Source organism: Luteimonas sp. RC10 (assembly GCF_014192745.1).
Classification (GTDB): domain Bacteria; phylum Pseudomonadota; class Gammaproteobacteria; order Xanthomonadales; family Xanthomonadaceae; genus Luteimonas.
Genome location: NZ_JACHYJ010000001.1, coordinates 152,940 through 167,230 on the forward strand (window position 1 = coordinate 152,940; position 14,291 = coordinate 167,230).

The 14,291-nt window shown below is 69.6% G+C and carries 9 protein-coding genes; 5 read left to right on the top strand and 4 right to left on the bottom strand.

Annotated elements, in window-relative coordinates; genetic code table 11:
* Positions 1-4: 4 nt before the first annotated feature.
* The 4 genes from FHW73_RS00645 to FHW73_RS00660 form a co-directional block, all read right to left on the bottom strand.
* Positions 5-3,295 carry an ankyrin repeat domain-containing protein gene (locus FHW73_RS00645; protein WP_183424786.1) on the bottom strand — a complete coding sequence of 1,097 codons (3,291 nt, stop codon included), beginning with the start codon at positions 3,293-3,295 and terminating at the stop codon, positions 5-7.
* Positions 3,288-3,560, bottom strand: coding sequence for a YcgL domain-containing protein (locus FHW73_RS00650; protein ID WP_183424787.1), 273 nt, complete (start codon positions 3,558-3,560; stop codon positions 3,288-3,290). The genes FHW73_RS00645 and FHW73_RS00650 overlap by 8 nt, the downstream gene beginning before the upstream one ends.
* Positions 3,561-3,636: 76 nt before the next feature.
* Positions 3,637-4,650, bottom strand: a complete 1,014-nt coding sequence (gene cydB / locus FHW73_RS00655; RefSeq protein WP_183424788.1) for a cytochrome d ubiquinol oxidase subunit II — start codon at positions 4,648-4,650, stop codon at positions 3,637-3,639.
* Complete coding sequence (locus tag FHW73_RS00660; RefSeq protein WP_183425338.1) at positions 4,650-6,047, bottom strand: cytochrome ubiquinol oxidase subunit I; 1,398 nt, start codon at positions 6,045-6,047, stop codon at positions 4,650-4,652. The genes cydB and FHW73_RS00660 overlap by 1 nt, the downstream gene beginning before the upstream one ends.
* Positions 6,048-6,059: 12 nt before the next feature.
* Between FHW73_RS00660 and FHW73_RS00665 the strand changes: the two genes are divergently transcribed.
* From FHW73_RS00665 to FHW73_RS00685, 5 genes are all read left to right on the top strand, one after another.
* Positions 6,060-8,825 carry a hypothetical protein gene (locus tag FHW73_RS00665; RefSeq protein WP_183424789.1) on the top strand — a complete coding sequence of 922 codons (2,766 nt, stop codon included), beginning with the start codon at positions 6,060-6,062 and terminating at the stop codon, positions 8,823-8,825.
* 104 nt (positions 8,826-8,929) lie between these two features.
* Entirely contained in the window at positions 8,930-11,299 is a 2,370-nt protein-coding gene (locus tag FHW73_RS00670) for a S9 family peptidase (RefSeq protein WP_183424790.1), read from the top strand.
* Positions 11,296-11,784 carry a PH domain-containing protein gene (locus FHW73_RS00675; protein WP_183424791.1) on the top strand — a complete coding sequence of 163 codons (489 nt, stop codon included), beginning with the start codon at positions 11,296-11,298 and terminating at the stop codon, positions 11,782-11,784. The genes FHW73_RS00670 and FHW73_RS00675 overlap by 4 nt, the downstream gene beginning before the upstream one ends.
* Before the next feature lie 44 nt (positions 11,785-11,828).
* The gene (gene hemF, locus FHW73_RS00680; RefSeq protein WP_183424792.1) at positions 11,829-12,743 is read left to right on the top strand and encodes an oxygen-dependent coproporphyrinogen oxidase; all 915 of its coding nucleotides are present in this window, start codon (positions 11,829-11,831) and stop codon (positions 12,741-12,743) included.
* 4 nt (positions 12,744-12,747) lie between these two features.
* Positions 12,748-13,431: an RluA family pseudouridine synthase gene (locus FHW73_RS00685; RefSeq protein ID WP_183424793.1), complete on the top strand. Its 684-nt coding sequence runs from the start codon at positions 12,748-12,750 to the stop codon at positions 13,429-13,431.
* The last annotated feature ends 860 nt before the right edge of the window (positions 13,432-14,291 follow it).

Here is a 14,291-nt window from a genome sequence, read left to right on the forward strand (position 1 = left end):
GGGCTCAGCGCTCGCGCAGGAACCGCGCCATCGATACGCCGTCCTGCGCCGGCACCGGCGTGAATTCCGCCGCGACGTCGACGAAGCCACGCATCACCGCGATCTCCCGCGGCGTGCGATTGAGCGTGTCACGCAGGTCCGGATCGGCCCCGGCGCGCAGCAGGCGTCGGGCCAGGCGCAACTGCCCGTGCAGGCCGGTCAGGTGCAGCGGACCGAAACCGCGCGGATCCTGTGCGTCGAGCGACACGCCCTCGTCGAGCAGGTGTTCCATCGCCGCCAGCACGACATCCTCGTCGCAGGCGGTGCCCGGCTCCGCACGCGCACCCAGCAGCAGCAGCAACGGCGTCACCCCGCCAGCCGCGGGCGCGTCGATCTGCGCACCGGCCAGCAGCAACGTATCGAACAGCGCCAGCAGGCGTGTGCGATCGCGCGAGGTGAAGCCGTACAGCGCCGCGCAATGCAGCGGCGTCAGGCCCTGGGCGTCGGTGGCGTGGATGTCGGCACCGGCCGTGAGCAGGCGCGCCGCCAGATCCGGCAGGCCGAGCGCGGCGGCCAGCATCAGCACGCTGACCTCGCCAGGCAGGCGCTGATCAAGCGGTGCTCCTGCCGCGAGCAGGCGATCGACGACCGCGGCATGGCGCATGCTGACCGCCGCCGACAGCGCCGTCGCGCCCGAACGGGCCGCGCAGGTCGTGTCGGCGCCGCGCGCGAGCAGCAGATCGACAACCGCCAGATGCCCGCCCCCCGCTGCGCGCAGCAATGCGGTGCAGGCCTGTGCGTCGGGCGTGTCGATATCGAAGCCGAGGTCGAGCAGCCGGCGGACAGCATCGGCATCGCCGGCAGAGGCGGCCTGCGGCAGATCGGTGGCCGCCAGCGCGCGACGCGGCAGCGCCCACCCTTGCCAGTCCAACCAATCGGCAAGATCGCGCCGTCCTGCCGACAGCGCGACGCCCAGCGGCGTCTGCCCGTCGGCGGCCCGCGCCGATGGCGATGCGCCATGACGCACCAGCGCCTTCAGCGCACCTTCGCGGCCGAGCGCGGCCGCCAGATGCAAGGCGGTCATACCGCGCGAATCGCGGGCATCGGGATCGACACCCAATCCAGCCAGCCGCTCGACCAGTCGCGGCCATCCCAGCCGGACCGCCAGCGCCAGCGGCGGATCGCCCTGGGGCGATGCGGCAAACGGGTCGGCGCCGCGCGCCAGCAGATCCAGCGACAGCCCTTCGAACGCCCGCGCCGCATGGTCGCCTTCGACACAGGCCGCCAGGTACGCCGCCAGTCCGCCCGCACCGGCAGGCGACGCGCCATGGCGCAGCAATGCCTGCAGCACCGGCAGCGCATCCGGCGCGCGGGCGAGCAGCGCCGTCAGCGGCGTGCGGCCCTCCGCATCGCGCACGTTGGGATCGGCGCCATGGGCAAGCAGCCATTCGACCTGTTCGAGCGAAAGCGCCGATGCCGGGTCGGCCAGCAGCGTGCCCAGTTCGGCGGGGCCGACCAGCCGCAGCAGGTCGCCCAATTGCGCATGCCGGCCCTCGCGCAGCCCGGCGCGCAGCAGCATCAGCGGCGTACGGTCGCCAGTGGCGTCGTCGCCATCCATGTCGAGATTGACCGGCAGCGGATAGTCGGGATCGAGCAGGCGGACCAGCGACCAGCGCCCGGCCTCGGCTGCACGGTCGACGGCGCGCTTGCCATCGCCGTCCACCACATCGGCCGGTACGCCCAGCGCGAGCAGGCGTTGCACCAGCGCCGGCGACGCCGACTCGGACGCGCAGGCGAGCATGATCGCGTTGCGCCCGGCGATGTCGACCGCGGCGACGTCGGCCTCCGCGGCCAGCAGCGCGTCGAGCGCGGCCAGACTGCCGCCGCGCGCCGCATCGAGCAGCGGCGTGCGACCGTCGTTGTCGCGCGCACGCACATCGGCGCCGGCCGCCAGCAAGGCCGCCAGGATCTCGGTATGGCCGTGCGAGGCGGCCACATGCAGTGCACTGCGACGCTGGCGATCGCGCGCATCGACCCGGCCCTTGTGGCGGATCAGCAATTGCACGCCGGCCGCATCGTCCTCGTCCCCGCCAGCCGCCGCCAGCAGGGCCGGCGTCGCGCCTTCGACCTCGGGTCGGGCGCCGTGCTCAAGCAGGAACTTCGCCAGCCGCCAGTTGCCCGCCGCGCACGCCACCCCGAGCGGGGTCAGCGCATCGTGGTTGGTGACATCGAGTTCGGCAGCCGCATCACGCAACAGCGCGACCACGCCCGGGTCGGAACTGCGCGCGGCCAGATGCAGCGGCGTATTGCCCTCATGATCGGTCACCCGCGGGTCGGCGCCATTGGCCAGCAGGGTCATCACCGCATCGGGCCGGCCATGCCAGCTGTCGCGCGTGGCCGCCAGCAACGGCGTCATGCCCGCATGCGCGGCGTTGACGTCGACGCCGCGCGCGATGAGTTCGCGCAGCAGCCGCAGATCGGGCAGCACCGCCGCCAGTACAGCGAGGCTGCGCTGGTCGCGCGTCTCGGGCGGTGGCAGCGCGCGCACGTCGGCGCCGGCCTCGATCAGCGCCAGCGCGCGTTCGACCCGACCGGCGCGCGCGGCGGCGTACAGCGCCACCTCGGGATCGGCGTCGACAGGCTCGTCGAACAGGGCGGCGGCCGGGTCGCCGGGCATCTCCACCACCGGCATCGGCAACGCCTGCGGCGGGGCGAGCCGTTGCAGGCCGGCGTGCAACAGCCACCACGCCAGCGCGGCGGCCACGGTCAGGCCGGCCCGCATGCCCGGCGCCAGCGCCGGCAACCAAGCAGGGGCGAGTGCGATCGCGAGCGCCGCGGTCACTGCACCCGCGACCGCGATTCCACGCGCGGCGCCGACGTCCTGGTCGGCCAGCGCCCGCCAGTGCGCGCGCAACTCGCCGCCGTCGCGTTCGATCGCGTGCCACAACGGCCAGGTCCGCCAGACGCCGACCATCACCAGGCCGACCGCCACACTCAATCCAAGCGCACCGCCCAGATCGCCGCCACGGGGCAATGCCGCCAGCGGCCAGGCGGCCAGCAGCGCGCCGGCAGCGGCCGCGCTCACCCAGGCGATCGCCAGCGCACGCACGTCGGGCCAGGGTGAGCGGCCATCGGCACCACCACGTGCACGGCCGCGCACGGCCAGCGCAAAGGCCGGCTGCGCCAGCACGCCGGCCACCGCCGCCGGCACGCCGCCCAGCAGCGTGCACGCGACCAGAGCGAGCGCCGCGGCCAACGCGATGGGAAACCGTCGCTGCGGAGCCGTCGGCACGGGGCGACGCGGACGCTCAGGCATCTGTGCTCCAGTCGTCGGTCAGCGGATCGGCCACCGCCCGTGGCGGCATCTGCAGGTGGAAGCCTTGCGCTTGCAGGTTGTGACGCACCTGCACCGGGTTCTCGCGGGCGAGCCGACGCTCGGGCGTCAGCGCCACCTCGAGCACGAACGCCAGCGTGCCGAGCTCGGCGCGCAGCGGATCGGGCAGGACGTCGAACGCGTCCCTGGCAGCGAGGTACACGTAGGTGTCCGCCTTGCGCTGACTTTTGTAGACGTAGGCGTGCATGTGCGCAGAATCGGCGATATGCGCCGAATTGTGCGGCAAAAGGACCGCCTTGGGTATCGCGTGGGCCGCGTCGCGTTCAGTGATAGCCGGCGTCGGCCTGTACCTTGCCGCGGAACACCCGGTACGACCACGCGGTATAGCCCAGGATCAGCGGCAGCAGGAATACCAGCCCGCCCAGCACGAACATCTGCGACGACGGTGGCGACGCCGCCTCCCAGATGCTCAGCGACGGCGGCACGATGTTGGGCCAGATGCCCAGCACCAGGCCCGCGAATCCCAGCACGAAGAACGCAAGCGTCAGCAGGAACGGGCGCGCATCGCGGCCTTCACGCATCGCCGCGCGCCACAGCCAGAGCACATTGAGCAAGGCCAGCACTGGCACCGGCGAGAGCCACCAGAAGTTCCCGTCCTCGAACCAGCGCGCCATGATCCGCGAGTCGAGGAACGGCAGCCAGGCGCTGACCAGCCCCATGAAAGCAGCCACGACCAGCACCAGCGGCCGGGTCAGCGTGCGCGCGATCAACTGTAGCCGGCCCTCGGTCTTGAGGATCAGCCAACTGCTGCCCAGCAACGCGTAGCCGAACACCACCGCCACGCCGGTCAGCATCGAGAACGGGCTGAACCAGTCGAGTGCGCCGCCGGCGTACTTGCCGGCCTCCAGCGGCATGCCCTCGACTAGTGCGCCGAGGATCACCCCTTGCGCGAATGCGGCCAGCAGCGAGCCGAGCGCGAACGCCGCCCCCCAGAACCGCTTGCCGCGCCGGGCCTTGAAGCGGAACTCGAACGCCACCCCGCGGAAGACCAGCGCGATCAGCATCAGCAGCACCGGCAAGTACAGCGCCGAGAGCACGATCGCGTAGGCCCGCGGGAACGCCGCCAGCAGCCCCGCGCCGCCCAGCACCAGCCAGGTTTCGTTGCCGTCCCAGATCGGAGCGGCGGTGTTCATCATGTGGTCGAGCTGTGCCTCGTCTTCGGCGAACGGCGCCAGCACGCCCAGGCCCAACACGAAGCCATCGAGCAGCACGTACATCAACACACCGAAGCCGATCACGCCGAACCAGACTACCGGCAGCACGGTCGCAAGCTCCATCAGTCCTCCCCCACCGGGCCGTCCGCCGCCGAAATCGGCCGCATCGGCGTGCGCTCGCCCGCATCGTGGTCCGGGCCATCGTCGAACGGCTGCGGTCCCTTGCGGATCATCTTCAGGATGTAGCCGCCGCCCGCGCCGAACACCACCGCGTAGGCGATCGCGAACGCCGACAGCGACACGATGACGCTGGTGCGGTCGATCTCGCTGACCGCCTCGCTGGTGCGCAGCAGGCCCTGGATCACCCACGGTTGGCGGCCGATCTCGACCACGAACCAGCCCGCCAGCACGGCGATGAAGCCGCTGGGCGCCATCAACCGCCAGGCATCGAGCAACCAGCGCGAGCGCAGCAACGTGCGCCGCCGCCAGGCCCACAGCGACACCGCGGTCAGCACCAGCATCGCCATGCCGATTCCCACCATGACCCGGAAGGCATAAAACACCGGCACCACCGGTGGTCGGTCCTCCGGCGGCACCGCGGTCAGCGGTGCGATGGTGCCGTCCCAACTGTGGGTCAGGATCACGCTGCCCAGGCGCGGGATGGCGATCTCGTAATCGTTGCGCTCGTCGTCGGGATTGGGCACCGCGAACAGCACCAGCGGCACGCCTGCACCGGGCGCGCCCGCATGCCAGTGCGCCTCCATCGCCGCGAGCTTCACCGGCTGCACCTCGCCCGTCTTCAGGCCATGCAGGTCGCCGACCACGATCTGCAGCGGCACGGTGATCGCGGCGAATACGATCGAGAGCTTCAGCATCCGCGCGCCGGCCTCGACATGCTCGCCGCGGCGCAGGTACCACGCCGCGACACCGCCGACGACGAAGCAGGTGGTGATGAAGGCCGCCAGCACCATGTGTGCCAGGCGATAGGGGAACGAGGGATTGAAGATGACCGCCATCCAGTCGGCGGGATGGAAGACCCCGTCGACGAGCTCGTAGCCGGCCGGTGTATGCAGCCAGCTGTTGGCCGACAGGATCCAGAAGGTCGAGATCAGCGTGCCCACGGCCACCAGGCAGGTCGACAGGAAATGCAGCCGCTCCGAGACCCGTCCCCAGCCGAACAGCATCACGCCCAGGAAGCTCGCCTCCAGGAAGAACGCGGTCAGCACCTCATAGCTGAGCAGCGGCCCGAGGATGTTGCCTGCCGCGACGCTCAGCGCCGACCAGTTGGTGCCGAACTGGAAGCTCATCACGATGCCCGACACCACGCCCATGCCGAACGACACGGCGAAGATCCGCAGCCAGAAGAAGTACAGGTCGCGCCACACCGCCGCGCGCGTGCGCAGCCAGCGCCATTCCAGGAAGGCCAGCCAGCTCGACAGGCCGATCGTGAAGGCGGGAAACAACACATGGAAGGAAATCACGAATCCGAACTGGATCCGAGACAGCAGCAGCGTGTCCAACGCCGACGCTCCTTGCGTGAAACGGTCGGGCATCGAGTGTGCGGCACCTGTCGTGAAACCGGGATGCGGTCGATCGTCGCGTTGCACGCTAGATGTGCAGACCCGTCGCGTCGGCGCCATAGCAGTCTGCAGATGGTCGCTCCCGGCTGGCATAGGGTCTTCCCCAGCTTGAGCCCACAGAACGATCCGGCCACGCTGGGCGCGGCGAACGGGTCCGCTTCGCAACATGCCACCGCCACGCGCAGGAGAGCGTCCATGTCCGATCTTTCCGTCAGTTCTTCCGCGCCCGGTCTGGATCCGGCCGCGTCGACCAATGACTGGGCTACCGACAAGGCCGACATCATCGCCTCGCTGCCTCCCGGGCTCTTGCCCGCAGACATCCGACAGTTGCCGCATCTGCTTGAGGGTGCGACCGCGCGTGCCAATGCCGATCTCATCGCGTCCCTGCCGCCGGGGGTGGTGCCCGAGGACATCGCCCGTCTCATTCAGATCGCTGATGGCGCGAACGCGCAGCGCGAGACGATGGACATCATCACCGACGGCGGCAAGTTCAAGGCACTGGCCGAGGACAGGAACCTGTCGGTGGACGACATCAAATCCAGCGCGCATCCGGGGGCCGGCGGCGACGGTTGGTTGCAGGTCACCACCAAGAATGGCGACCACTACGCGATCCCCGAAGCGAAGGCGCCGGGCGCGTACGCGGCGGCCGAGCACCACTACCTGAATCTGGCATCGGGCAGCGAACGAATCGACGAGATCCGCGAGCAGGCCGGGCTGCCGGCGCGCGACAAGACGGACCTCTACGCGCTCGAAACCGACATCGAGCACGACGGCAAGCCGCTGAAGGTCGAAGACGCGGCGATGAAGTTGATGATCGAGGACTTGCGCGACCGCGATCTGGAGACCGACAGCAAGGAGGCCAAGCTGCTGCGCCTGCTCGAAGCCGATCACGCGGTGACCGAAGGCAAAGATGTCATTCCTGTCTACGAAGAGCGGCTGTCGGGCGCCGGCAGCGCCACCCGCACGCAACACGAAGGCGCGCGTAAGCTCGAGCCCGTCGACATGCAGGACATGCTGGAGGCGTCGAAGATCCGCGACGGGATCGGTGATCTGATGCGGTCGGATGAGATCGCCAAGCTGCATCACGAAAAACTGAAGGAAGCGCTCGACGCCGTCCCCGGCGACGGCGTGAGGAATGTCGAGAAGAATCTGACCGAGTTGCTCGAGGGCACGGATTACCTCAAGGCCATCAGCGAGCTCCCGGACTCCGAGATGCCGCGCGCCTATGCCGACATCGAGAACGCGCTGTCCCAGTTGGCAGTGCTCGACCCGAAGCGAGCGGAAAGCGCGTCCAAGATCTTTGCCAACAATGCGCTGGCGGCGGACTTCGACACCACCTTCGCCGACCCCTCGTCGATCGACGCCGATGCCGCTGCCGATGCCGTGGACGCCGGCCTGGGGGCGATCAGCAACGGTATCGACAAGGCCGGGCTGCCGTTCCAGCTCGCCGACAAGATCGAAGCGTTCCTGAAGGACGCCGGCATCGCCGGCAAGCAGGATTTCGCGAAGATGGCGGCCGAGCTGCGCGGCGGCGACTTCGTCGATCACGACACGATCGACGCCGCGATCGACAAGTCGGGCATCCAGGGCGAGCGCCGCGAATCGATCCGCTCGCTGTATCACGACCTGTCGTCGAACGGCGTGCTGTCCGCGGTCACCGGCGCGATCGGGGTCGTCTCGACGGCCCGCCAGCTCGCAGGCGGCGACCTCGGGGAGACGCCGGAAGAGAAGCTGGCGACCGCCGGCGGGCTGCTGAGCATGATCGGCAGCCTGCCCGAATCGACATCACTGCTGCGCAACCTCACCAAGGGCATCGACGGCTCGACGCTGAAGCTGCTGGGCATCGGCGACGGCGCCCGGGACGCGCTCGATATCGAAACGCGGCAGGGCAATATGGGGGTCGATGCGATCGGCGAGCGGGTCGCCGACACCGACATTCCTGATGGCCCGAAGGTCGAGCACCGCGACCGCATCCTCGATGGGCTGACCGATGCGGCCAAGGGCGGACTCGACGGCCAGGATGCCACCCGGGCCGCGAAGGCCACCTTCAACACGCTGGTGGACTACTCGGGCCGGGTTGGCGGCGTATTGGGCGCGGTCACCGGCGGCCTCGGCGCGCATGCCGCGCTGTCGAGCGGCGACGCCAGCGACGCGGAGAAGGCGAGCGCGGTCGTCGGCGCGATCTCCGGCACGCTGGGCGTGGTCCAGCCGGCGCTGAGCACCGCGAGCGAGTTCACCACGGCGGCGGCGGCCGCCGGCAAGACCGGTGCCAGCGCAGCGTTGTCGGCCCTGCGCATGGTCTCGCGCGTGGCCGGGCCGCTTGCGATCCCACTGACCATCGTCGATCTGTTCGCGAACATCTTCACGTCGCGTGCAAAGAGCAAGGCGATCAATCGCGAACAGTACGACTGGTTCAACCAACTGGCCAACGACGGCGTCGCGAAGGGCGACTGGGCAGTCAAGTACGACTGGGTGCGCACCACGCTGGCCGATTTCAAGGATGCCAAGCAGACCGTCGGGAACTACTGGGACCTCCGGGACGCGAAGTGGGGGGGACGCAAGAGCCCGGAGGACGTGAGCATCTTCGAGCATCGCCGATCCGAGTTCGGTGAGTTCAAGAGGCGCTGGGAAGAAAACCGGCAACCCACCACCTACATCTCGTATCTCGACGCCGGCAAGCACAAGGAAGACATGAAGCGCGCCAAGGACGCGGCCTGATCCGCGTACGCGCACGCGCGAAGGCGCCATGACCTTCGCCAGAGCGGCTGTGGGGCGCGCGCCGGTACACTGCGCGCTCCTTTCCGCTCCACGGATCGCTGCCGATGCGTCGTCTGCCGCTGTATTGGGTGCTCGCCTGCGCCTTCGCCACCCCGCTCGCCGCCGCGCAACCCGCGCAGCCGCTGACCCTGGACCGGATCATGGCCGACCCGGACTGGATCGGCGCGCCGGTTGAATCGGCCTGGTGGAGCTGGGACGGCAGCCGCGCCTACTACACCGCCAAGCGCGAAGACAGCAACGTGCGCGACACCTGGGTGCAGCCGCTCGCCGGCGGCGCCTCGGTACGTGTGGACGATGCGACGCGTCCCGACATCGACGGGCGCGAGCCGATCCTCGATGCGACCCGCACGCGCATGGCCTTCATGCGCAATGGCGATCTGTTCGTGCGCGACCTGCGCACCGGTCAGCTGAGCCAGATCACCCGCACCGAAGCGACCGAGACGCAGGCGCAGTGGACGACCGGCGGTGGCTTGGTGTGGCGGTCTGGCGACGACTGGTATGGCTGGGACCCGCAACGCGGCACCGCGCAGCTGACCAGCCTCAAGGCCGAAGCCGACCCGACCAAGCCGCCGCCGGCCGACGCTTTGCGCGACCGGCAATTGCGCATGATCGAAACCCTGCGCACCGAGCGCGAGCGCCGCGATGCGCTGCGCGCACAGAACGAGACCTGGCGTCGGACCGATGCCACGCGCGCCCCCGGCCCGGTGTATCTGGGCAAGGATGTGACCATTGCCGGCAGTGCACTGTCGCCGGCCGGCGATCGCCTGATCGTGGTCACCGAGCCCAAGGACGGCGACGCCGGCCGCGACGGCAAGATGCCCAAGTACGTCACCGAATCGGGCTACGAGGAATTCGAGGACGTGCGTACCCGCGTGGGCCGCAACGACCCGCTGCCGCACCGGCTGTGGCTGGTGGACCTGGCCACCGGGCGGGTGCGCGAACTCGGCACCGGCACGCTGCCGGGCATCGGGACCGATCCGCTGGCCGATCTGCGCCGGGCCGCCGGCAAGCCGCCACTGCAGGGCGACCGCCCGGTGCGCCTGGAGATCGACGGCCGCGGCGGTGGCGGCGGTGCGATCCGCTGGAGCGACGACGGCCGCAACGTCGCGCTGTCGATCCATTCGGTCGACAACAAGGACCGCTGGCTGGCGACCGTCGACCTGGAGAGCGCGACGCTGCGCAGCCGCCACCGGCTGACCGATCCGGCCTGGATCAACTGGGACTTCAACGAGTTCGGCTGGCTGCCCGACCACCGCACGCTGTGGTTCCTGTCCGAGGAATCGGGCTACTCGCATCTCTACCTGCATGACGGCTCGCGCCAGCGCGCGCTGACCTCCGGCCGCTGGGAGGTCTCGTCGCCGGTGATGTCGCACGACGGCAGCCGCTTCTTCTTCCTGTGCAACCAGCAGTGGCCAGGCCGTTACGAGGTCTGCATGTCCGGCGACGGCGGTGTGCGCGAGATCACCGCCACCGGCGGCATCGAGGACTTCGCGCTCTCGCCCGACGAGACCCGCCTGCTGCTGCGCACCTCATCGAGCTATCTGCCGCCGCAGCTGGCGGTCGCCGACGTCAACGATGGCGCCGTGCGCGTGCTCACCGACACCCGCACGGCCGAGTTCAAGGCCTACGATTGGCTGCAGCCGCAGTACGTGCAGGTCCCGTCCAAGCACGGCGCCGGCGCGGTCTGGGGCAAGTTCTATGGTCCGAAGGACTACGAACCCGGCCGCAAGTACCCGGTGGTGCTGTTCGTGCACGGCGCCGGCTACCTGCAGAACGTCAGCGACCGCTACCCCAATTACTTCCGCGAGCAGATGTTCCACAACATGCTCGTGCAGCAGGGGTATCTGGTCCTCGACCTCGACTTCCGCGCCTCGGCCGGCTACGGCCGCGACTGGCGCACCGCGATCTACCGGCAGATGGGCCACCCGGAGCTTGAGGATTATCTCGACGGCATCGACTGGCTGGTCGAGCACCACCAGGCCGACCGCGACCGCGTGGGCATCTACGGCGGCAGCTACGGCGGCTTCATGACGTTCATGGCGCTGATGCGCGAACCGGGCCGTTTCAAGGCCGGCGCGGCGTTGCGCCCGGTCGCCGACTGGTCGCAGTACAACCACGCCTACACCGCCAACATCCTCAACACGCCCGAGATCGATCCGGAGGCCTATCTGAAGTCCTCGCCGATCGAATACGCCGACCGCCTGCAGGACCACCTGCTGATCAGTCACGGCATGATCGACGACAACGTGTTCTACAAGGACTCGGTGATGATGGCCCAGCGCCTGATCGAACTGCGCAAGGACAAGTGGGAACTGGCGAGCTACCCGCTCGAGCGGCACGCCTACCAGCATCCGGCCTCGTGGTACGACCAGTACCGCCGCATCCACGAACTGTTCGAACGCACGCTCAAGTGACGCCTGCGCCACTGCCGGCGGTCGAACTGCTGCGACCGGCGCCGTGGAAGCGGCTGGCGCTGTTGGCCGTGTCGTTGGTGCTGGTCGGGCTGGCGGTCGCGGTCGGCGACCGGCAGCCCACGGTCGCCTGGAGCCTGGGCGGGATATTCGGGGCCTGCGCACTGCTGGCACTGGCCGGGCTGCTGCCCGGCGCCCACCATCTGCGGCTCGATTCCCACGGCCTGGAGGTGCGTGCGCTGTTCAGGACCACGCGCCTGGCCTGGAGCGACATCGCCCGATTCGGCACCACCCGGGTCGGCCTGCACCCGGTCGTCGGGCTGGACTTCGCCCCGCACGTCGATCGCGGCGCGCAGCTGCGGCGGGTCAACCGCGGCCTGAGCGGCTTCCACGGCGCCCTGCCCGACACTTACGGCCTGGGCGCCGAGGCACTCGCGGCTCGGCTGCAGCAGTGGCACCGGACCCACGCGCCGGCCAGCGGGGATTGACCCGGATCAATGCCGACCGGGGCGACGCACCTACAATGCCCCGGATGAACGACACTTTCGACACGGTCCGGGACTACCTCACCGGGCTGCAGGACCGCATCTGCGCCGCGATCGAGCAGGCCGATGGCCAGGCCCGGTTCGCCGAGGACCTGTGGCAGCGCGCCGAAGGGGGCGGCGGCAGAACCCGCGTGCTGCGCGATGGCGCGGTGTTCGAGCAGGCCGGGATCGGCTTCTCCGACGTCAGCGGTACCCGGCTGCCGCCCTCGGCCAGCACCCACCGGCCGGAACTGGCCGGCGCGTCGTGGCGCGCCACCGGCGTGTCGCTGGTGTTCCACCCGCGCAACCCGCACCTGCCCACGACCCACGCCAACGTGCGCCATTTCCGCGCGATGCGTGATGGCGAAGTGGTGGCCTGGTGGTTCGGCGGCGGGTTCGATCTGACGCCGTTCTACCCGGTCGACGAGGACATCGTGCACTGGCACCGCACCGCGCGGGCGCTGTGCGAACCGTTCGGCGGCCAGGAACGCTACGAGGCCCACAAGCGCTGGTGTGACCAGTACTTCTTCCTCGGCCACCGCGCCGAGACCCGGGGCGTGGGCGGCTTGTTCTTCGACGACCAGCACGGCGATTTCGAGCACGAGTTCGCCTACATGCGGGCCGTCGGCGACGGCTTCCTCGATGCCTACTTGCCGATCGTCGCGCGGCGCCGCGACACGCCCTACGGCGAGCGCGAGCGGGAGTTCCAGCTCTATCGCCGCGGCCGCTACGTCGAGTTCAACCTGGTCTACGACCGCGGCACGCTGTTCGGGCTGCAGTCGGGCGGACGCGCCGAATCGATCCTGATGAGCCTGCCGCCGCGCGTGCGCTGGGAATACGGCTACACGCCCGAGGCCGACAGTGCCGAGGCGCGGCTGGCCGACTACCTGCGCCCGCGCGACTGGCTCACCGAACTGGCCTGATCCCATGGCGGCGACAGTCCTCGACATCGCGCATCCGGACGTCGTCCCGGACTGCCTGCGCCAGCTCTACGGCGACGACCACGTGCTGGCTTTCGACAAGCCCGCCGGGCTGCTGTCGGTGCCCGGCCGCGGGCCGGACAAGCAGGACAGCATGGCCACCCGCGCCCGCGCGCAGTGGCCCGACGCGCGGGTCGTGCACCGGCTGGACATGGCGACCTCCGGGCTGATGCTGCTGGCCCGGGGCGCGGAGGCGCAGCGCGTGCTCGGGGCGGCGTTCGAGGGACGTCGGGTCGAGAAGCGCTACATCGCGGTCGTCGACGGCTGGCCGACCGAGGAGGCCGGCGAGATCGACCTGCCGCTGCTGGTCGACTGGCCGGAGCGGCCCCGGCAGAAGATCGATCCGGTCGACGGCAAGCCGGCGCTGACCCGCTGGCGGGTGCTGCGGCGCGAGACCGCCGCCGACGGCGCACCGGTCGCCCGCCTGGTGCTGATGCCGGTGACCGGACGTAGTCACCAACTGCGCGTTCATCTGCAGGCGATCGGCCATCCGATTCTCGGCGACCCGCTGTACGCGCCCGAGCCTGCACAGCGCCGCGCCCCGCGCCTGCTGCTGCACGCCGAATCGCTCGAACTGCCCCACCCGGCCACCGGCGCACCGCTGCGCCTGCACTGCCCGACGCCGTTCTAGAAGAACACGGGTGATCGAGGATTGCGCTGATTGAATTCCAGCGCATGCTAATCACCTATATCTGCTTGAACGACGGGATAAACGCTTATCTCCGAGTGTGGAGGACGGAGGTTCCACTCCGGGCGGGCAACCGCCTGGCGACCGGAAGCCGCTCCCCCTCGGCAAGGCATCCTGCCTTGACTCGGGCGCGCGCCATCCATGGCGCGCTTGACGCGGCCACCGGCCGCCAGTCGGCTGCCGAGTCCGCCACGTCATTGCCTTCGTTTAGGGCGACTGAGCCCCCGGATGGACGAAGTCGCAGGCCTTCGATCTCAGTGCGTCGCGATGGCCGGGGATTGCGCGAGCGGGTCACGGATGGTCCACGGCGGCGAGTCAGCGATGTATGAATGACCAAAACCGGGGTCAGAGTGCAGTTTCGCCTCGTGAAATTGCACTCTGACCCCGTTTCTGGACCTCTGGTTTGCGGGCGAACGCCTGAGTAACGGCAACGCTGACCGCGAAGCGGCCTGACCGGGAGACGCGCGGCTTCCTGCGCGCTGGCTGCGTCCATCCGGCGTCAAACTCCAATACGCGGCAGACGGACATAAAAAAGCCCCGTAGGCAGGGGGGGCCTACGGGGCTCGGGAACCGGGCTCGGGGAGAAGCCTGTTGGTTCCGGTCGATCACTCCAGGGGAAGGGAGGGATCTGCGACAGACCTTGCATCTGTCGCGAGTATGAGACCACTCGACGCATTGATGGTTCGTGAAGGCGACATTCAATTTTCGGGCAAATTCAGGCTGCATTTACTCCGTCGCGCTGCACTCCCCTGCATGCGGCAGCGCGGCAAATACAGCCACGCCGGCCCAGGTGCGCGCGGACC

Coding starts and splice junctions, on each gene's coding strand:
- FHW73_RS00645 (WP_183424786.1), bottom strand. CDS start 3,295: ATGCCTGAGCGTCCGCGTCGCCCCGTGCCGACGGCTCCGCAGCGACGG.
- FHW73_RS00650 (WP_183424787.1), bottom strand. CDS start 3,560: ATGCACGCCTACGTCTACAAAAGTCAGCGCAAGGCGGACACCTACGTG.
- cydB (WP_183424788.1), bottom strand. CDS start 4,650: ATGGAGCTTGCGACCGTGCTGCCGGTAGTCTGGTTCGGCGTGATCGGC.
- FHW73_RS00670 (WP_183424790.1), top strand. CDS start 8,930: ATGCGTCGTCTGCCGCTGTATTGGGTGCTCGCCTGCGCCTTCGCCACC.
- hemF (WP_183424792.1), top strand. CDS start 11,829: ATGAACGACACTTTCGACACGGTCCGGGACTACCTCACCGGGCTGCAG.
- FHW73_RS00685 (WP_183424793.1), top strand. CDS start 12,748: ATGGCGGCGACAGTCCTCGACATCGCGCATCCGGACGTCGTCCCGGAC.